Here is a 19,739-nt window from a genome sequence, read left to right on the forward strand (position 1 = left end):
GCCTGCGGCAGCTCCTACAGGTGACCGCATTCCCATGTAGGAGCTGCCGCAGGCTGCGATCTTTTGATCTTGAAAAAATGTGTACACACGAATGTCACCATCGGTGCCATTTGTGTGTGCACTTTTTTGTTTCCGCGCCCTGAAAGGTTACATCCCCTCCGAAATCCCCACGCTTTTGCTCCCCGCCCAAATCCCCCACCGAAAATAAATACCTGTTCAATCGGTCAATTTTTAATCACCACATTTCAGTCACTTAGCGCTCCTCGATAACTTTTCGAAATGAGCAACGCCGTCCATAGATCAGTAACTGGCACAAATCTGGCTTTAGTGCATACATGTTTTGTATACAAAACTGCAAAACATAAACACACTTTCGATCCGCAAGCCTGAAGCGCCCTATCCCGTACAGGCTGCAGATGCCCCGTAACCAGTGATGTTTCACTGCCACGACGAAGATTTGTCGAGCCTGACGGCTTAAGCACAGTCATCGCGGCGCTGAACATCAGGAGCCTGCCGGAATGCGTACAAGTCTCTCCAATAACATCGCGCTGAATCTGCCCGCCTCTGCCCTCGATCAACCGTCGTCCTATGACGGTCTGGCCGAACCGTTACAACTGAGCCCCCGCCTGCACAACAGCGACCTCGCGCCAACCAAGGCCGAAGGTCGACGCTGGGGCAAATACAGCATCTTCGCCCTGTGGACGAACGACGTGCACAACATCGCCAACTATTCCTTCGCCATCGGCTTATACGCGTTGGGCCTGGGTGGCTGGCAGATTTTGTTGTCGCTGGGGATCGGCGCGGCGCTGGTGTACTTCTTCATGAACCTGTCCGGTTACATGGGGCAAAAAACCGGGGTGCCGTTTCCGGTGATCAGCCGGATCAGTTTCGGCATTCACGGTGCACAAATTCCTGCATTGATCCGGGCGGTTATCGCCATCGCCTGGTTCGGCATTCAGACGTATCTGGCGTCAGTAGTCCTACGAGTGCTGCTCACGGCAGTGCATCCCGGTTTCGCCGAATACGACCACAACTCGATTCTCGGGCTGTCGACGCTGGGTTGGGCATCGTTCGTGGCGATCTGGTTCGTGCAACTGGCGATTCTCGCCTACGGCATGGAAATGGTGCGTCGTTACGAGGCGTTCGCCGGGCCGGTGATTCTGCTGACCGTTGCCGCGCTTGCCGCATGGATGTACTTCCAGGCCAACGCGACCATCGCCTGGTCGACCCGCGATCCGCTGACCGGTGGCGAGATGTGGCGCAACATCTTTGCTGGCGGCGCATTGTGGCTGGCGATCTACGGCACGTTGATCCTCAATTTCTGTGACTTCGCCCGCTCTTCGCCATGCCGCAAGACCATCAAGGTAGGAAACTTCTGGGGTTTGCCGGTGAATATTCTGGTGTTCGCTGCGATTACCGTCCTGCTCTGTGGCGCGCAATTTCAGATCAATGGCCGAATCATCGAAAGCCCGACCGAAATCATCGCCTCAATTCCCAACACGTTCTTTCTGGTGCTCGGTTGCCTGGCGTTCCTGATCGTCACCGTGGCGGTGAACATCATGGCCAACTTCGTCGCCCCGGCTTTCGTGCTCAGTAACCTGGCGCCGAAATACCTGACCTTCCGCCGCGCCGGGCTGATCAGCGCAACCATCGCCGTGCTGATCCTGCCGTGGAATCTCTACAACAGCCCGCTGGTGATCGTGTATTTCCTGTCCGGCCTCGGCGCCCTGCTCGGCCCGTTGTACGGGGTGATCATGGTCGACTACTGGCTGATCCGCAAAGGCCGGATCAACGTGCCGCAGCTCTACAGCGAAGACCCGAACGGCGCTTATTACTACAGCCGTGGCATCAACCTGCGCGCCGTTGCCGCGTTCATTCCAGCGGCGCTGATCGCCATCGTGCTGGCGCTGGTGCCGGGCTTCCATAGTGTCTCGCCGTTCTCCTGGCTGATCGGTGCCGGCATCGCCGGAATGCTCTACCTGATCATCGCCAAACGCGAAGCGCACTACGCCGACGTCAGCGGCGAGTCCATCGCGGTCGACAACGTCTGCCATTAATTTCCCTCGCGGCCCGGATGTCGGGCCGCAGAACTGCCCGCTATAAGGATTTCCCATGCGTATTCTCGTGGTCAACGTCAACACCACCGAGTCCATCACCCAAGCCATCGCCCGCTCGGCGCAGGCCGTCGCGTCACCGGGTACCGAGATCGTTGGCTTGACGCCGTTTTTCGGCGCCGACTCGATTGAAGGCAACTTCGAAAGCTACCTCGCCGCGATTGCCGTGATGGATCGGGTGATGGCCTACGACCAACCGTTCGACGCGGTGATTCAGGCCGGTTACGGCGAACATGGTCGCGAAGGTTTGCAGGAATTGCTCAACGTGCCGGTGGTGGACATCACCGATGCGGCGGCGAGTACGGCAATGTTTCTCGGCCACGCGTACTCGGTGGTGACGACGCTGGATCGCACCGTGCCGCTGATCGAGGATCGGCTGAAATTGTCGGGGCTGTGGGATCGTTGCGCTTCGGTGCGAGCCAGTGGTTTGGCGGTTCTGGAACTGGAACACGAGCCGCAGCGTGCGCTGGAAGCGATCGTGCATCAGGCCGAACTGGCGGTGACGCAGGATAAGGCCGAGGTCATTTGCCTGGGTTGCGGCGGCATGGCCGGGCTGGATGAGCAGATTCGTCGTCGTACCGGCGTGCCGGTGGTGGATGGCGTGACGGCGGCAGTGACGATTGCGGAATCGCTGGTGCGGTTGGGGTTGTCGACGTCGAAGGTGCGGACTTATGCGACGCCGCGGCCGAAGAACATTATTGGCTGGCCGGGGCGGTTTGCCCGGTAGACCGCGTTATCGTTCATCGCGAGCAGGCTCGGCTCCTACAGGTTTTGTGTCGAATCACCATTTTGCATTCAACACAAAACCTGTAGGAGCCAAGCTTGCTCGCGAACGGGACAACTCGGTTTAAAGCCTTACTCAAATAGCACTAAACCGCCGCGCCAACCCCCGCTCCGCAAACTGCTCAATCAAAAAATCCACAAACGCCCGGGTTTTCCCCGGCAACAACTTATGCTCGGCGTAGTAGACCGAAATATTGCCATCATCGACAAACCACTCCGGCAACACCCGCTGCAACCTCCCCGACTCCAGATACCCCACCGCAAATGGCATGCTCACCAACGCAATCCCCAACCCTTGCGCCGCCGTTGCGCACGCGGCTTCGGAATCGCTCAGGGTCATGCGCGCCTTGAGCATCAACGGCCGACAGTTCTGCGGATCGCGCCCGGTCAACTGCCAGGAACGCACGCGCCCGGTTTGCGGCGAACGGATCAGAATCCCGTCGTGATGGCTGAGATCGTCCGGCTCGGTGATCTCGGGATTGGCCTGTAGATAATCGGCAGACGCCACCAAAATCCGGTGCGCCGGGCTCAACTTACGTGCGATCACCCCCTGCGGCAGATCGAAGCCGCCACCAATGGCCGCATCAAACCCCTGCCCGATCAGATCGACCTGGCGATTATCGAAATGCCAGTCCGGACTGATCGCTGGATATCGCTGCAAAAACTCACCGAGCATCGGCACGATGTGCAAACAACCAAACGCGGCGCCCATGCTGACTTTCAGCGTTCCCGCCGGCAGCCCTTCGACACTGGACAGATTGGCCACGGCATTCTGAATGGTGGTCAGGCTGCCGCTGACCTGATTCAAAAACAGCTGCCCGGCCTCGGTCAGCGTCAGGCTGCGTGTACTACGCTGGAACAGCCGCACACCGAGCCGCACCTCAAGTTTGGCAACACTTTTGCCAACGGCCGCCGGGGTCAGACTCAAGCGCCGTGCAGCCTCGGCAAAGCTGCCGACCTCGGCACTGCGCACGAAGCATTCGATGCTGCTAAAGGTTTCCATGATCGCCACTATAAACTTCTGGTTTACACAGACTATAGCAATCATGGTCTACACAGTTGTCGATACCAAGTCGATACTCGCCACCAATACCAAGGCATTCCCGCCTTGAACACTCTGGAGATCGAACATGACCACTCAACACCTCAGCGGTAAAGTCGCTCTGATTCAAGGCGGTTCCCGCGGTATCGGCGCTGCCATCGTCAAACGTCTGGCCGCTGAAGGCGCTGCAGTAGCCTTCACTTACGTCAGCTCCATCGCCAAAGCCGAAGAGTTGCAAAACAGCATCACCGCCAACGGTGGCAAAGCCTTGGCGATCAAGGCCGACAGCGCCGACGCCGCCGCCATCCGCCACGCCGTTAGCGCCACCGTCGAAGCGTTTGGACGCGTCGATATTCTAGTCAACAACGCCGGAGTGCTGGCGGTCGCACCGCTGGAAGACTTCAAACTGGAAGACTTCGACCAGACCGTGGCGATCAACATTCGCAGCGTGTTCATCGCTTCGCAAGAAGCCGCCAAACACATGGGCGAAGGGGCGCGCATCATCAACATCGGCAGCACCAACGCCGACCGCATGCCCTTCGCCGGCGGCGGTGTGTATGCGATGAGCAAGTCGGCACTGGTCGGTTTGACCAAAGGCCTGGCCCGCGACCTTGGCCCGCGCGGCATCACCGTCAACAACGTGCAACCTGGCCCGGTCGACACCGACATGAACCCGGCGCACGGCGACTTCGCCGAAAGCCTGATCCCGCTGATGGCCGTCGGCCGCTACGGTAAAGCCGAAGAAATCGCCAGCTTCGTCGCCTACCTGGCAGGCCCGGAAGCCGGTTACATCACCGGTGCCAGCCTGACCATCGACGGTGGTTTTGGCGCCTGATATTTCCAAGTCGCCGTAACGAAAAACGCCGCCGCTCTTTTCACAGAGCGGCGGCGTTTTTTTGTCTCAAGCGTTTACGCCCATTCCAGCGCCGGTAAACCGCAGGCACTCGGGGTGAAGGCTTTCAACGTACGAAGAATCCCGTCCGCGTGTGCGTATTTTTCATCAGCCATGGCGGCGTCCGGAATCGCAATCGCGGTCATGCCGGCGGCTTTCGCTGCGGTCACGCCAAACGGCGAATCCTCGAACACCAGACAATCCTCAGGCGCGACGCCCAGACGTCGCGCTGCGGTGAGGAAGATATCCGGCGCCGGTTTCGCCGCACCGACTTCCGGATCGTCGGCGGTAACAATGAAGTCGAACAGCGCAAACCAGTCTTGATGCAGCGTGGTTTTCTGACCAAACGACTGACGCGACGAACTGGTGCCCACCGCGATCGGAATGTTGTGCGCCTTGAGGTGCCGAATCAGCTCCTCGGCGCCCGGCATCGCCTGCGCTTTCGGGAAACGCTCACGCATCAACGGCTCGCGGATCTCCAAGAACTCTTCGGCGGTGATCGGCAGATCCAGCGCCTGCACCACGTAATTGGCCAGATCGTTGGCACCGCGACCGATGATGTTCTGTTTGACGCTCCAGTCGAAGGTGCGCCCGTAGCGCTGGGCAATCAGCGACGTGACCTCGGTGTAAATGCCTTCGGTGTCGAGCAGCAAACCGTCCATATCGAAAATCACGGCCTTGATCGGGCCGAACGCCTTCAGCGGTGCATTCATCATCGGATCCGTTTTCAAAGACATCCCAGGCGGCATCGCGCCGCTGCTCGGATCTGATTAAAGGGTTCAGCAGCATAACGAGCGCGACAGACATTGAGCAACGGGCAATGTCTGTTGCGCCGATGAACTACTCGCGAATATTTAGCGAAACGTCCTACAGGCATCACCTACTTGGCCGACTTCTTTCCTTACTGATCCCCCGCAAAGTCCGTGCTCCTCCTTGATGTGCGCGAGCGACTGCGAATGTTTCAACCCGATCGGCTACTGGCCCTGAACAACAGCATTGGCCTGCTGATAGTTGCCGCACTGAACCCGGATCACCCGGATTTCGAAACCCTGATCGGCGAATTTCGCCTGTGCCTCAATAATTACGAAGCCTGGGCCGAACAGTACTGGACGGGCACAGCGCTGGATGTCGAGCAGGTGTTCAGCGTCGGTAATGACGTACGCCTCAGCGCCCCGATCAAATCCCGCAAACCGATCAGCTCATCCGTAGTCATGTGCCCCGCCAGCGGATCTTTGACCTTGGTGCACATGTTCGAAGCCGCCCGCTTCGTACCGATCGGCAACACCCCGGTGACGCTCGAACCGGTGATTGGCGACGTCGGCGGTGTCCTGACCTTCGGCGAAGCGCTGCGCCATACGATCGGCCCGAGCGGGATATTGCAGGTGACCGATTGCGATCGGGGCCAGCGTTATCGCATCACCTTCTTTCCCGATGTTTCCACTGCGCATGTTCGTGAGTTGTATGACTCCTACGAAAGCATTCTCGACGACCTCGAACGCTGGTTGCGTGCCGAGTGGACAGGTTTTCAACCGTTGTGGGCGGAGTTTTCCAACGCCGGATTTTCTGACCGTTACCGGCAGTTGCAACAGGCGGATTGGCGCGGTTTCGAGAAAGCGCTGAACGGTGTCTGGGACGACATCAAGCAACTGTTCGCCCTCCTCGCCGATCTGCAGGCCAACAGCGAAAAGCTCCTGGAATACCTCAGCGCCGCCGAGCTTGAAGCCCTGCTGCAAACCTCCAGCGACGCGATTGCCAATGCGTTGCTGATGCTCAGCGATGAGCCGCTGATGTTCATTCATCTGGCCGCGTTCACCAGTTGGCTGAAGATGCTGCCGCCGCAGTACCTGGCCGAAGTCGTGGCTGAGGTGCGCGTCGAACTGTTGATCAGTTTCCTGCTGATGCGCGTGTCGGGTGGCGTCGGCGTGCCGCTGCGCTTGAGCAGCAAAGTGCTGGCGAAGATCAAATCGCCACGGGCGCGGGAATGGCTGGCGGCCTCGGCGTTGCGCCTGGCTGAACTGACCTCTGCGCCGGAGCTGACCCAGCATGCGGGCGCGCTGAGACCGTTGATGCTGAGTGCGCGTGATGTGCCGTTGAAGCCGACGCCGTCGATTCTGCTGAACATTCGGCAGGCAGATGAAGTGGTGTTGACGGTGCCAAACCCGGCGCCGATTGCGCGGGACAAGGCACATGGCAATACGCGTATGGAGCGTCATGAGCCTCACGATGACGCTTCGGATCAGGCGAAAAATCCTAATGGGGACAGCGCTGATTGTGTACCGCGTACCTGCACCAACGGCTGTCCGGTGTCGATGGTCACGGGCGAGGAACTGCTGACGCTGACCGATGGCGTGCTTGATGGCGTGTTGCCGTTTGAGTTCACCCGGTTGTATCGCACCAGTGCGGTGGAAATCGATGTCGGCCTGGGGTTTGGCTGGAGCCATTCGCTGGCGCATCGGCTGGAATTTGATGGCGACTCGGTTGTTTGGGTCGATCACGAGAATAGGCGCACACGGTTTCCGCTGCCGAATGTTGAGCGGCCTTCTATTCACAACAGTTTGTCGCGGGCAGCAATTTTTCTCGGGAATGAACCGGAGGAATTGATCCTAGCGCTGGCTGGGGAAACGGCGCGGTTTTACCACTTTCGGGCCGGGCGTCTGACGTCGATCAGCGATGCCTATGGCAATCGACTGACGGTACATCGCGATCGGTCTGACAGGGTTCAGCGACTGGATAACGGTGCAGGTCGCTCCTTATTGCTGCGTTACGACCGCGCGCAACTCATCGCGGTCGATTACCAAAGTTTGCAAAACGCTGAATGGGCGACGGAGCAAATCCTTGTTCGCTATTGCCACGACGCGCGTCAGCGCTTGTTGGCGGCGACCAATGCATTAGATGAAAGCGAGCGCTACGACTACGACGATGCGCACGTCATCCTGCAGCGACAGCTGACCGGTGGTGCGAGTTTTTTCTGGGAGTGGGAAAGAGCCGGCAAGGCTGCGCGTTGCGTGCGGCACTGGGCGTCGTTTTCGCAGATGGACACGCGTTATGTCTGGGATGACGACGGCAGTGTCGCGGTGCAGTACGTCGATGGCACCGAAGAGGTTTATGTCCACGATGACCGTGCGCGACTGGTGCGTAAGGTTGAGGCGGATGGTGGCGAGCAGCTCAAGGCCTACGACGATCAGGGACGGTTGATCGCAGAACAGGATGCTTTGGGTTCTGTCACCGAGTACCGCTATGACGATGTCGGACGACTGATCGCGCTGATTCCGGCAGCGGATGCGCCAACGTCCTACGAGTATCGCAATGGTTTCCTGCATCGGCGTTCGCGTGGCGATGCGGTGTGGATTTATCGGCGCAATGCCGAGGGCGACATCACCGAGGCTGTCGATCCTGACGGGCAGGTGACTCATTACTACTACAGCGTTCGCGGCCAACTGGTTTCGATCCGTTATCCGGACACCAGCCGTCATCTGCTGGCCTGGAATGATCTTGGCCAACTGGTTGAAGAAACGTTGCCTGAGGGTGGCGTACGGCGTTTTTCCTACGATGCTTTGGGACGGCGGACGACCACGGTTGATCAACATGGCGCCGTTACGCGACAGCAGTGGGACGCCGTTGGCCGACTGGTTCAGACGACTTTTCCTACGGGTGCCACGTGTGCATACAGCTATGGCGCGTACGGGCAAGTCACCGCCGAGCGTGATGAGCTGGGGCATATCACCCGGTATGAATACGACGATGACCTGCATTTGGTTTCCCGCCGCATTAACCACGACGGCACGCGGATTCAATATCGCTACGACCACGCGCAACTGTTGCTCACGGAGATCGAAAACGAGTCGGGTGAGAAATATCGGCTGGACTACACGCCCACCGGATTAATCCGAGAGGAAACCGGTTTCGACGGTCGGCGCACGGCTTATGTCTATGACCTCAACGGTCACCTGCTGGAAAAGACCGAGTTCGGTGATGACGACTCTCGGCTAGTCACCGCTTATGAGCGCGATGGCGGTGGGCGTCTGCTGGTGAAAACCCTGCCGGATGGGGTGAAGGTCAGTTATCAGTACGACCCGTTAGGGCGCCTGACTAGCGTCGATGATGGCCAGAACCATCCGCTGGCCTTCGAATACGACCGCCAGGATCGGCTGATCACCGAGCATCAGGGCTGGGGCACTCTGCGCTATGCCTACGACGCCTGCGGTCAGCTCAAAAGCATGCGTTTGCCGGACAACAGCAAACTCGACTATCAACACGCCAAGGGTGGCGCCCTCGCCGGCATCGACCTCAACGGCGCCCCACTCACCCGCCACGTCTACCAGTCCGGTCGCGAACAACGACGCGAGCAAGGCCTGCTCCTCAGCGAATACTCCTACGACGAACAGGGCCGACTGCTCGCCCATGCCGTGGGCCATAAACGCGATTCGATGTATCGCCGCGATTATGCCTACAGCGCCAACGGCAACCTGTCGTACATCGCCGACACCCGCCACGGCCAACGCACCTACGGCTACGACACCCTCGACCGCTTGATCCGCGTCCGCCACTCCCGCGACGAACTCCCGGAAACCTACGCCCACGATCCCGCTGGCAACCTGCTCATGCAGGATCGCCCCGGCCCGAGCCAAATCAAAGGCAACCGCCTGTTGATGCAGGGTGACCGCCATTACGACTACGACGCCTTCGGCAACCTGATCCGCGAACGTCGCGGCACAGCGCACAAACTTGTCACCGAATACCGCTACGACTGCCAGCACCGCCTGATCGGCCTGACTCGCCCTGACGGTAACGCCGCGTCTTACCGCTACGACGCCTTCGGCAGACGCATCAGCAAAACCGTCGACGGCGCCACCACCGAATTCTTCTGGCAAGGCGACAACCTAGTCGCTGAAAGCAGCGATACCGAATACCGCAGCTACGTCTACGAACCCGGCACCTTCCGCCCGCTCGCGCTGCTCGACGGCAAAGGCCCGAAAAAGGCCTGCCCGTTTTACTACCAGAACGACCACCTCGGCACGCCGCTGGAGCTGACCGATTACAGCGGGGAAATCGTTTGGTCGGCGCAGTACGACGCCTACGGGAAAGTCGCGGCGGTGACGTTGGCGGGTGATGAGTACCTGGATCAGCCGCTGCGGTTTCAGGGGCAGTATTTCGATGCGGAAAGTGGGCTGCACTACAACCGGCATCGGTTTTACGACCCGAGGTTGGGGCGGTATCTGACGCCGGATCCGGTGAAGCTGGGGGGCGGGTTGAATCAGTACCAGTACACGCCGAATCCGATTGGGTGGGTGGATCCGTTGGGGTTGAACTCCAATTGTCCGCCGCCTAATAGGCCTGGGTGTGAGGTGCCGGGGGGGATTGGTGAGGCTAAGGTAGGCGAAGGCGACCCGCAATTACCAAGTTTGATCCATGGTGTTGACCCAAAACCATTGAAGCGTACACATGCAATCTCGGGAAAAGGATCAACTAAACGGGTCGAAGATTTAGGAAAAAAAATGCGAGCTGATGGATACGACAGTAGCTTTCCCATAGACGTAGCGGAATATCAAGGCACCCTTTATATTCTGGATGGACACCACCGTGCAGCAGCTGCAAGACAAACAGCAACGCCGATAACTATGCAATTGATCACCAACATCAGAGAACACAAGGGCACCCTTAACACTATCGAAGAAGTAATCGAATCTGCTGAAAATGTAGGGCACGACCGACTGGAGCATCACAGAAGAAGATGAAAAATACCGACACGTCGCTTGAAGAGCTAATTACCGACTTTCTTTCGAAAGTAGACTACGGCACGGAGCTATTACGTAAAAAATTTGGCACCCGCAATATTTTAAGACTTTGGCGGAGCAAACAAATCGAACGCTGTGGAGAAATAACAAATGGAGTTGAATACGAGCTCCACGGTATCGGATGCGCTATTCACTTCCCTTCGGAATCAGTGGATTTCGATTACGGATCAAATGATAGAATCGACGGCTTCGATGTGTGGCGGCTATACATTTACGCTAGTGATAGACCATTGAAATATAAAAAATACTGTGACCAAAAAATAGTTGAGAACGAATTTAACGAATACATCGCACTTGGTCGAATAGAGAAGATGTCAGCCTCGGACAATCTTTACATCCTCAGTAAATCTGAATCAACTGAGCACAGGTAAAAATCTGTTCGTCAACGTCCATTCATCCTTCTACAAGCCTTAGCTGCTATCAACCTTATGGTCGTTAACTAGTTTCCAGAACCAAAGGGCCTAAAATCCTAGGCCCTATAGAGCTCAACGCAATATCAGGTTCGACTCGCAGAACAGTCACTGCTCATCCTCATCCTCTTCATACTCCATATCCGCCTCATCCGAATCATTCAGCGGCACCGTCGCATCATCCATCAGCGATCCCGGATCCTCATTCCCCGGATCATTGATAAACGGCAGCCCACTAGAGCCTTTCTCTTCCTTGCCTTCAGTTTCAGGAGTCATGGCAAACCTCATCATTTCCGGGGAGTGTAGACGTTCGAAAAGTCCTGCAGCCAATCGTTCCAGCGTCTGACCGGCAAATACGAAAAACCCGGCAAAACGCCGGGTTTCCGTTAAACCATTACATCAATCAATGATGGCGGTTCTTGTGTTTGTTCTTGTGCTTGTGACCCCCACCGGAGTGAGATCCGCCGTCGTCACCCAGGTTGTTACCGACCGCACCACCCGCGGCGCCGCCCAATCCTGCGCCAACAGCCGAACCGGTTGATCCGCCGACGCTATTACCAATCACCGAACCACCCGCCGCTCCGAGGCCACCGCCGATGGCAGCTTCAGTACGATTGTTTTTATTCGCCCCAACCGCACCGCCGGCCGCGCCGCCGACACCTGCGCCGACCGCTGCGCCAGTGCTGCCGCCGAGTTGTCCACCGACCACGTTGCCCAGCACGCCACCGAGCCCACCGCCCACGGCGGCTGAACCATCGCCGGCGGCCATTGCGCCTTGCGCCACGAGCAATCCGAAAAACAGTGCAGATAATGACAATCGCATATGTACCTCACAGTTCCCGAATCGGGACAGTTCACCCCAGCGGGGGCCTATGTGAGATTGGAGAGGTTTGCGGGAAAATCGTTCAGCCATGAAAAAGCCCGGCATCGAGCCGGGCTTTGTCTGCAAGTGATCAATCTCAGTGACGCTTGTGGCCTTTGGCCAAGTTGCTGCCGACGGCACCGCCCGCCGCGCCGCTCAGACCAGCACCGATGGTGGCGCCATTTCGGCCGCCCAGGCTGTTACCGATCACCGAACCGCCCGCCGCGCCAACACCGCCGCCAATGGCCGCTTTCGTCCGGCTGCCTTTGCGTGCAGCCACTGCGCTACCGGCCGCGCCCGCTACACCTGCACCAATTGCTGCACCGGTGCTGCCGCCCATTTTCTGACCGACAACGTTACCCAGCGCGCCACCCAGACCGCCGCCCAATGCAGCGGTGCCATCGCCGGCAGCCATTGCTCCTTGAGCGAACAGAAGGCCGAGAACCAGAGCGGGCAGTGTTAAACGCATGACGAAAACCTCAAAGACAGAGAAACAAAAAGGGGCGCGATTGAATGCCGTCACAGCGGCAAAGTCCAGATAAAAGCGGACGCATCCGCGCAATGGGCGCCGATTGGACAGTGATTCTGGAAAAGGTTTTATGACGGGCAAAAAAAAGCCCGCTGGGGAGACGGGCTGGAGACTTGCTTTCTAACGGATGGCTTCACCCTACTTAAGCGAACGTGAAAAGTTTGTGAAAGAAACACAGATCCTGACGCCCATCTGTAGGTCTAGTCCGAAATAAAATCTCAGAGCATAAAAAACCCCGTTCTTAGACGGGGTTGGTTGGCGGAGAATCATTTTCGGGCGCGTGCCGTGACCTTGGGTAAAAACTTCGCTTTCGGCCCTTTCGGCACCGTGGACTTGATCTTGCCGGTGTGAACCGGATCCTCGCCGAAACCAGACTGATACTCGGTCTGGCCACAACGAACGCAGTTGTTAAACGGAAACTCGGCGCCATCGTCTTCGATATACGGTTCTGTCATACCTTCGCCCCTGCGATGCGGATCGACACCGGCAAAACTTTTTTGCCTGAAAAAATATCGACCTCCAAGGCTTTTGAGACTAGCCGGTCATTACTGGACTTGCGGTTCAGATCGGCCAATGCCCGACGAATGGCCCATACTAATCAAACACGCTAATCTGGCACCCTCGTCTCATTGCCAGGGATTGCGAGCATGACAATAAAAACCATCGCCTTGCTGCTTTCAGCGCTAGCCATTACTGGCTGCGGCACGATCAGCAGTGTCGTGCAGGAAGACGCCGTCGCCGGAAATGATCTAAAAAAACGCCAAACCTACTGTGATTCGATTTCGCGAATTTACAGCGGCGTCGGTTACGACTTCTGCATCCTGCACGCACCCGATCTGCCGATAAAATCCTGGAAGGGTCGCCCTTCAGCCCCGCTGGTTTTGATAGATCTGGCAGTCTCCGGTGTGACAGATACGTTGGTATTGCCATACACCGTGTATCAACAGGTTAAACACGGCAATATCGAAATCTACCAGGCACAAACGTCCGATCAGTGATCAGCGCAATCTGACGGCGGTGCCAGTCGGCCTACTGATCTCGACATCCAATCAGCTGTCCAATAAATTCCAGACGCCAGAAACCACAAAACCCCTGACTTCTTTCGAAATCAGGGGTTTTGTGTACTGAATGTGGCGGTGAAGGAGAGATTCGAACTCTCGATACAGTTTCCTGTATACACACTTTCCAGGCGTGCTCCTTAAGCCACTCGGACACTTCACCGTATCTCTTCAAACATGTTCTGTCTGTCGAGGCGCGCTAATGTAGTCGAAAGCTTTTCCGATGGCAAACTTTTTTTTAAGATTTTCATGCGCTTAAGAGAAAAAGCCGTTTGCCCTGCCGACGGCCCATGGCAAACCGGCCAATCTTCGGTGGGCGCAGCCCTTCTATATAGAAGCAGAATGGCGTGCGGCGCTGGATCAGCCGGGATTCGGTGACCGGCGGGTCAGTCACGGCGCTTTACCTGGCCTGCGGTGGTGGGTAACGTCTGCTCATCTTTCTTACAAGGAATCGCGTCATGAGTGAGTTGATTGCCTACCACCTCGAAGACGGCATCGCGACCCTGACCTTGAGCAACGGCAAGGTCAATGCCATTTCCCCGGACGTGATTGCGGCGTTTAACGCGGCGCTGGATCAGGCGGTGACTGATCGTGCCATCGTGATCATTACCGGTCAGCCGGGGATTCTGTCGGGCGGCTACGATCTGAAAGTGATGACCGCCGGCCCTAAAGAAGCCGTGGCCCTGGTGACCGCTGGTTCCACCCTCGCCCGTCGTCTGCTTTCTCACCCGTTCCCAGTGATCGTCGCTTGCCCGGGTCACGCCGTGGCCAAGGGTGCGTTTCTGCTGTTGTCGGCCGACTACCGCATCGGTGTCGACGGCCCGTTCAGCATTGGTCTGAACGAAGTGCAGATCGGCATGACCATGCACCACGCCGGTATCGAGCTGGCGCGTGATCGTCTGCGTCGTTCGGCATTCCACCGGTCGGTGATCAATGGCGAGATGTTCGACCCGAAAAGCGCAGTGGACGCCGGTTTCCTCGACAAGGTGGTTTCTGCCGAAGAGCTGCAAGGTGCCGCCCTTGCCGCCGCGCGTCAGTTGAAGAAGATCAACATGCTCGCGCACAAGAACACCAAGCTGAAGGTGCGCAAAGCGCTGCTGGAAACCCTGGACAACGCGATTGTTCAGGATCAGGAGCATCTGGGTTAACCCCCGTATCCTGCGTCGAAGAAAAGCCCGACCCGCGTGTCGGGCTTTTTCTTGCGCGCTCGGTTGAAAACGCCGTGGCTGCTCTAGGACGGGTCTGACAAGCAATTCGGAAACATGCGCTTAAACATCGCCTATCTCCCGACTCTATAGTGGCAATTGCCGAAAACAGTGCACATCCGTACACTGCGCCACCTTTTGCGCCGGTGGGGCCTGAAAATGCTGTTCGTGTTTCGTATGTTATTGATGAGCCTGCACTTTATTCTGGCTGGCGTGCTTGGGGTGATCCTCGGCATATGCCGTCCGTTCAATCCGGACAACAGCCGGCTGTGCGCGCGCCTCTATGCATTGCCGGCCATGTGCATTTTGCGTTTGCGGGTGAAAACCGACGTCAGCGGTTTGATGAACAAACCGGCCAGCTGCGTGATCATTGCCAACCATCAATCCAATTACGATTTGTTTGTGTTCGGTAACGTTGTGCCCTACCGCACGGTGTGCATTGGCAAGAAGAGCCTGAAGTGGGTGCCGTTGTTCGGGCAATTGTTCTGGCTCGCCGGCAACGTGTTGATCGACCGTGGCAATGCGCACAAGGCGCGCCAGTCGATGCTCACCACCACCAACACGCTGCAAAACGAAAACACCTCGATTTGGGTATTCCCGGAAGGCACGCGCAACCTCGGCGAAGAGTTGCTGCCGTTCAAGAAAGGCGCATTTCAGATGGCGATTGCCGCTGGTGTGCCGATCGTGCCGGTGTGTGTCAGCAGCTACATCAAGCACATGCGTCTGAACCGCTGGAACAGCGGGGAAATTCTCATACGCTCATTGCCGGCGATTCCTACAGCCGGATTGACCATGGACGACATGCCCATGCTCATCGAACAGTGCCGCGAGCAGATGCGCGAATGCATCGAATCAATGGATCGGCAGTTGCAAGTCGCCTGAAACCGAACCCGCCTTGTGCGGGTTTTCTTTTGCCGAATGAACGGTGCAGATTTCACTGACTCTCAAGTAGCGACACGGCTAAGCTGAAGCCTTGTATTCCTGCCACCTGCCAAGAAGAAGTGAATCACCACCATGGGTCGAGTTGTTGCTGCTGCGGTGTACAGCGCGGGTAAGAAAGTCACCAATATTTCCCTGGACGAAGGCGCCGCCTGGGCCGCGAAAACCGGCCACTTTGTCTGGATCGGTCTGGAAGAGCCGGACGCTCAGGAGCTGTCCAACCTGCAACGCCAGTTCAACCTGCACGAACTGGCGATTGAAGATGCGCTGGAAAAACACAGTCGGCCGAAGCTGGAAACCTTTGGCGACGCTTTGTTTATCGTCACCTACTCGCCGATCCGTGAAAACGGCGTGCTGCAATTCATCGAAACGCACATCTTCGCCGGCAAGGGCTACATCATCACCGCGCGTAACGGTCACTCGGCGTCCTACGCACATGTGCGCCAACGCTGTGAGGCGCGTCCGCTGTTGTTGGAGCATGGGGAAGATTTCGTACTCTATGCGCTCCTCGATTTCGTCATCGAGAACTACCAGCCGGTCGGTGAAGCGATCCATGCCGAGATCGATGAGCTGGAGCGCAACGTGCTGTGCAGCGCATTGAATGAGCGTGATATCCAGAAGCTGCATGGCTTGCGCCGCGATGTCGTGCGTCTGCGTCGCTATGCGGCGCCGATGGTGGAGATCGGCGAGGAACTGCAGAAGCTCAGCTTCCCGTTTATCGACAAGAACATGCGCCCGTACTTCCGTGATGTGCAGATTCACGTGACGCGGCAGATGGAAGACCTCAGCACGCTGGCCGATATTGCCAGCCAGACCATCGAGATCGGTGTGTTGCTGGAGGCGTCACGGCAGAGCGTGGTGCAGCGCAAGTTTGCTGCGTGGGCGGCGATTCTGGCGTTCCCGACGGCGGTGGCGGGGATTTACGGGATGAACTTCCAGAACATGCCGGAGCTGAGCTGGCATTACGGTTACTTCGGGGTGCTGGGGTTTATTGCGGTGGGGTGTGTGAGTTTGTGGGCGAGTTTCAAGAAGTCTGGGTGGTTGTAAAAAGCAAAAGATCGCAGCCTTCGGCAGCTCCTACAGGGTTTCAGTGTAGGAGCTGCCGAAGGCTGCGATCTTTTGATCTGCTGTTAAGCGACCTCAGGTTTGTGCGCCACAAACCGCATCATCCATTCCGCAACCGTAGCGCCATGGTGTTCTTGCTCCAGGCTCGCCACGCCTTTGCTGTAGATCTGCGAACCCAGTGCTTCCTGACGCAAATCCAGCAGCGCCCGCGAGTAATCGTGGATGAACTCTGGATGGCCCTGGAAGCACAGCACTTGATCGTTGATGTGGTACGCGGCAAACGGGCAGAAATCGCTGGAGGCGATGACGGTGGCGTTTTCCGGTAACGACGTCACTTGATCCTGGTGGCTGATCAGCAACGTCAGTTCTTCACGCACCGGGCTCATCCACGGCGCCTTGGCCGCGAGTTTGTAGTTGTGGGTGCCGACGCCCCAGCCCTGCGTAGCGCGCTCGCTCTTGCCGCCCAGCAGCAGCGCCAACAGTTGATGGCCGAAGCACACGCCGAGCAGTTTGTCGCCACGCTCGTAACGGCTCAGCAGGTATTCCCTCAGCGTTTCAATCCACGGGTCGGTACCGAAGGAATCGGCCTTGCTGCCGGTGACCAGGTACGCGTCAAAGGTCTGCTCGTCGCTGGGGTATTCGCCTTGCATCACGTTGTAGACGGTGAACTCGGCGGCAATCGGTTGCTGCGAGAACAGGCGCTGAAACATCTGCCCGTAACCCTGATATTGATCGACCAGTTCGGGACGCAGGATGTCGGTTTCCAGAATGCAGATGCGTAGCGACATAAAAAATACCTGACACGTGATGGGAATAATGAACACCCCAGAGCCTGCCTTGAAACACCCTGACAAGGCAAGCCCCGGAATGCTCGCCCCGTTAGAACATTTCACCTTTCGCCGCTTTATCCAGCAACAGCGCCGGCGGGGCGAAACGCTCGCCGTACTGCTCTGCCAGATACTGCGCGCGGGCGACGAAGTCCTTCACCCCATACTGATTGATGAACTGCAACGCACCGCCCGTCCACGCCGCAAAACCGATGCCGAAGATCGAGCCGACGTTGGCGTCCGCCGTCGAGGTCAGCACGCCCTCCTCCACGCAGCGCACGGTTTCGATGGCTTGCACGAACAACAAACGGTCACGCACGTCCTTGGGCGAAATCTGCCCGTCGGCCTTCTCAAAACGTGTTTTCAGTTCCGGCCACAAATGCTTCTGGCCACCGGCCGGGTATTCATAAAAACCGCCGCCAGCAGCCTTGCCCGGACGTTTGTATTCGTTGAGCAGCAAGTCAATCACGGCGAAGGCCGGGTGCTCAATCAGCGGTTTCCCTTCTGCCTGTAGGTCTTTGGCCGTTTGCTTGCGGATATGGCTCATCAGGCTGAGGGAAACTTCGTCGGAGATCGCCAGAGGCCCGACCGGCATCCCGGCCTTGCGTGCTTCGGTCTCGATCATCGGCGCACTGACGCCCTCGCCGAGCATGGCGATGCCTTCGTTGGTGAAGGTGCCGAAAACCCGCGAGGTGAAGAAACCGCGACTGTCGTTGACCACGATCGGGGTTTTCTTGATTTGCAGAACGAAATCGAAGCCGCGCGCGAGGGTTTCATCGCTGGTTTGCGCGCCTTTGATGATTTCCACCAAGGGCATTTTTTCCACCGGACTGAAGAAATGCAGGCCGATGAATTTGCTTTGATCCGGTACGGCACTGGCAAGGCCAGTAATCGGCAAGGTCGACGTGTTGGAGGCAATAACGGCGTCGGCGCCCACAACCTTTTGCGCAGCCACAGAAACCGTGGCCTTGAGCTCGCGATCCTCAAACACCGCTTCGATGATCAGGTCGCAACCGGCCAGATCGGCATCGCTTTCAGAGGGTTTGATCCGCGCCAGCACTTCATCGCGCTGGGCTGCATTCATCTGGCCACGGGCAACTTTTTTGTCGAGCAACGCGGCCGAGTGCGCTTTGCCTTTCTCGGCAGCTGCAAGGTTGATGTCCTTGAGCACCACCTCGATCCCCGCCGAAGCACTGACAAACGCGATCCCAGCGCCCATCATCCCGGCACCAAGCACGCCGACCTTCTGCGTCTTATAAGGTGCAAAACCCTGCGGCCGCGACCCGCCGGCATTGATCTCGTTGAGCTGAAACCAGAACGTGCCGATCAGGTTTTTCGAAATCTGCCCGGTGGTCAGCTCGGTGAAGTAGCGGGTTTCGATCAGGTGCGCGGTGTCGAAATCGACCTGAGCGCCTTCCACCGCCGCACACAGAATCTTCTCCGGCGCCGGCAGTGTGCCTTGAGTTTTCGTGCGCAGGATCGACGGTGCAATCGCCAGCATCTGCGCGACTTTCGGGTTCGATGGCGTACCGCCGGGAATCTGATAACCCTTCACATCCCAACGCTGCACTGCCGTTGGATTGGCAACAATCCAAGCGCGCGCCTTGGCCAACAGTTCATCGCGATCCGCCGCCAGCTCATCGATCAAACCGGCCTGCAACGCCTGTTGCGGACGCACTTTTTTGCCTTCGAGCAGATACGGCAGCGCCTTCTCGATCCCGAGCATGCGCACCATGCGCACCACCCCGCCGCCGCCCGGCAGCAGGCCCAGCGTCACTTCCGGCAGGCCGAGTTGCACCGAGGCATCGTCCAGCGCCACGCGGTGATGGCAGGCGAGACAGATTTCCCAGCCGCCGCCCAACGCCGCGCCGTTGATCGCTGCGACCACCGGTTTGCCGAGGGTTTCCAAGGTGCGCAATTGGCCTTTGAGGGTCAGCACCATGTCGTAGAAAGCTTTGGCTTCAGGCTTGCCGACTTTGATCAGCTCGTTGAGGTCGCCGCCGGCAAAGAAGGTTTTCTTCGCCGAGGTGATGATCACACCGGCAAGGCTGTCTTTTTCTGCCACCAGACGGGCCACGCAAGCGGCCATCGCCTCGCGGTACACGGCGTTCATGGTGTTGGCGCTCTGGCCCGGCATGTCGATGGTCAGCACGACGATGCCGTCCTGGCCTTTTTCGTAACGAATGGCTTCGCTCATAACAAGATTCCTTGAATTCGG

General features: G+C 57.8%; 18 protein-coding genes and 1 tRNA gene. 9 read left to right on the forward strand and 10 right to left on the reverse strand.

The window, feature by feature from the left end:
* Nucleotides 1-518: 518 nt before the first annotated feature.
* Nucleotides 519-2,057 carry an NCS1 family nucleobase:cation symporter-1 gene (locus tag ACP3TY_RS16335; RefSeq protein ID WP_400648593.1) on the forward strand — a complete coding sequence of 513 codons (1,539 nt, stop codon included), beginning with the start codon at nt 519-521 and terminating at the stop codon, nt 2,055-2,057.
* 55 nt (nt 2,058-2,112) lie between these two features.
* Nucleotides 2,113-2,841: an aspartate/glutamate racemase family protein gene (locus tag ACP3TY_RS16340; protein ID WP_159815281.1), complete on the forward strand. Its 729-nt coding sequence runs from the start codon at nt 2,113-2,115 to the stop codon at nt 2,839-2,841.
* A gap of 132 nt (nt 2,842-2,973) precedes the next feature.
* Here the strand turns inward: ACP3TY_RS16340 and ACP3TY_RS16345 are convergent, their stop codons facing one another.
* Nucleotides 2,974-3,900, reverse strand: a complete 927-nt coding sequence (locus ACP3TY_RS16345) for a LysR family transcriptional regulator (protein ID WP_426617995.1) — start codon at nt 3,898-3,900, stop codon at nt 2,974-2,976.
* 127 nt (nt 3,901-4,027) lie between these two features.
* Here ACP3TY_RS16345 and ACP3TY_RS16350 point away from each other — a divergent pair, with 127 nt between their 5' ends.
* Complete coding sequence (locus ACP3TY_RS16350) at nt 4,028-4,774, forward strand: 3-oxoacyl-ACP reductase family protein (RefSeq protein WP_426617996.1); 747 nt, start codon at nt 4,028-4,030, stop codon at nt 4,772-4,774.
* A gap of 74 nt (nt 4,775-4,848) precedes the next feature.
* Here ACP3TY_RS16350 and ACP3TY_RS16355 read toward each other — a convergent pair whose 3' ends face one another.
* Nucleotides 4,849-5,544: an HAD-IA family hydrolase gene (locus ACP3TY_RS16355; RefSeq protein ID WP_212550377.1), complete on the reverse strand. Its 696-nt coding sequence runs from the start codon at nt 5,542-5,544 to the stop codon at nt 4,849-4,851.
* A 243-nt stretch (nt 5,545-5,787) separates the two neighbouring features.
* On the opposite strand from ACP3TY_RS16355, the gene ACP3TY_RS16360 reads away from it, so the two are divergent.
* Together ACP3TY_RS16360 and ACP3TY_RS16365 are read left to right on the forward strand one after the other, a co-directional pair.
* The gene (locus ACP3TY_RS16360) at nt 5,788-10,566 is read left to right on the forward strand and encodes an RHS repeat-associated core domain-containing protein (RefSeq protein ID WP_426617997.1); all 4,779 of its coding nucleotides are present in this window, start codon (nt 5,788-5,790) and stop codon (nt 10,564-10,566) included.
* Nucleotides 10,563-10,997: a DUF6896 domain-containing protein gene (locus ACP3TY_RS16365; protein WP_053116855.1), complete on the forward strand. Its 435-nt coding sequence runs from the start codon at nt 10,563-10,565 to the stop codon at nt 10,995-10,997. Before ACP3TY_RS16360 ends, ACP3TY_RS16365 begins: the two co-directional genes overlap by 4 nt.
* Before the next feature lie 147 nt (nt 10,998-11,144).
* Here ACP3TY_RS16365 and ACP3TY_RS16370 read toward each other — a convergent pair whose 3' ends face one another.
* The 4 genes from ACP3TY_RS16370 to ACP3TY_RS16385 form a co-directional block, all read right to left on the reverse strand.
* The gene (locus tag ACP3TY_RS16370) at nt 11,145-11,312 is read right to left on the reverse strand and encodes a hypothetical protein (RefSeq protein WP_007914082.1); all 168 of its coding nucleotides are present in this window, start codon (nt 11,310-11,312) and stop codon (nt 11,145-11,147) included.
* A gap of 127 nt (nt 11,313-11,439) precedes the next feature.
* Complete coding sequence (locus ACP3TY_RS16375) at nt 11,440-11,859, reverse strand: YMGG-like glycine zipper-containing protein (RefSeq protein WP_053116853.1); 420 nt, start codon at nt 11,857-11,859, stop codon at nt 11,440-11,442.
* Between the two features lie 136 nt (nt 11,860-11,995).
* Nucleotides 11,996-12,367, reverse strand: coding sequence for a bacteriocin (locus ACP3TY_RS16380; protein ID WP_426617998.1), 372 nt, complete (start codon nt 12,365-12,367; stop codon nt 11,996-11,998).
* A gap of 326 nt (nt 12,368-12,693) precedes the next feature.
* Complete coding sequence (locus tag ACP3TY_RS16385; RefSeq protein ID WP_053116851.1) at nt 12,694-12,882, reverse strand: hypothetical protein; 189 nt, start codon at nt 12,880-12,882, stop codon at nt 12,694-12,696.
* 192 nt (nt 12,883-13,074) lie between these two features.
* Here ACP3TY_RS16385 and ACP3TY_RS16390 point away from each other — a divergent pair, with 192 nt between their 5' ends.
* Nucleotides 13,075-13,425 carry a YceK/YidQ family lipoprotein gene (locus ACP3TY_RS16390; RefSeq protein ID WP_426617999.1) on the forward strand — a complete coding sequence of 117 codons (351 nt, stop codon included), beginning with the start codon at nt 13,075-13,077 and terminating at the stop codon, nt 13,423-13,425.
* A 133-nt stretch (nt 13,426-13,558) separates the two neighbouring features.
* Here ACP3TY_RS16390 and ACP3TY_RS16395 read toward each other — a convergent pair.
* Both ACP3TY_RS16395 and ACP3TY_RS16400 read right to left on the reverse strand, forming a co-directional pair.
* Nucleotides 13,559-13,648, reverse strand: a tRNA-Ser gene (locus ACP3TY_RS16395).
* Between the two features lie 84 nt (nt 13,649-13,732).
* Nucleotides 13,733-13,879, reverse strand: a complete 147-nt coding sequence (locus tag ACP3TY_RS16400; RefSeq protein ID WP_426618000.1) for a hypothetical protein — start codon at nt 13,877-13,879, stop codon at nt 13,733-13,735.
* A gap of 64 nt (nt 13,880-13,943) precedes the next feature.
* On the opposite strand from ACP3TY_RS16400, the gene ACP3TY_RS16405 reads away from it, so the two are divergent.
* The 3 genes from ACP3TY_RS16405 (at nt 13,944) to ACP3TY_RS16415 (ending at nt 16,676) form a co-directional block, all read left to right on the forward strand.
* A complete protein-coding gene (locus ACP3TY_RS16405) occupies nt 13,944-14,633 on the forward strand; it encodes a crotonase/enoyl-CoA hydratase family protein (protein ID WP_053116849.1) in 690 nt (229 codons plus the stop codon).
* Nucleotides 14,634-14,849: 216 nt separating this feature from the next.
* Complete coding sequence (locus ACP3TY_RS16410) at nt 14,850-15,572, forward strand: 1-acylglycerol-3-phosphate O-acyltransferase (protein ID WP_426618001.1); 723 nt, start codon at nt 14,850-14,852, stop codon at nt 15,570-15,572.
* Nucleotides 15,573-15,704: 132 nt separating this feature from the next.
* Nucleotides 15,705-16,676 carry a magnesium and cobalt transport protein CorA gene (locus ACP3TY_RS16415; RefSeq protein ID WP_053116847.1) on the forward strand — a complete coding sequence of 324 codons (972 nt, stop codon included), beginning with the start codon at nt 15,705-15,707 and terminating at the stop codon, nt 16,674-16,676.
* 83 nt (nt 16,677-16,759) lie between these two features.
* On the opposite strand, the gene ACP3TY_RS16420 is transcribed toward ACP3TY_RS16415, so the two are convergent.
* Both ACP3TY_RS16420 and ACP3TY_RS16425 read right to left on the reverse strand, forming a co-directional pair.
* On the reverse strand, nt 16,760-17,482 hold the full coding sequence (locus tag ACP3TY_RS16420) for an amidotransferase (RefSeq protein ID WP_053116846.1): 723 nt from the start codon (nt 17,480-17,482) through the stop codon (nt 16,760-16,762).
* Nucleotides 17,483-17,573: 91 nt separating this feature from the next.
* A complete protein-coding gene (locus ACP3TY_RS16425) occupies nt 17,574-19,718 on the reverse strand; it encodes a 3-hydroxyacyl-CoA dehydrogenase NAD-binding domain-containing protein (protein WP_426618002.1) in 2,145 nt (714 codons plus the stop codon).
* Nucleotides 19,719-19,739: the final 21 nt, after the last annotated feature.

The sequence above is a fragment of the Pseudomonas rustica genome, assembly GCF_049959085.1.
Taxonomy (GTDB): domain Bacteria; phylum Pseudomonadota; class Gammaproteobacteria; order Pseudomonadales; family Pseudomonadaceae; genus Aquipseudomonas; species Aquipseudomonas rustica.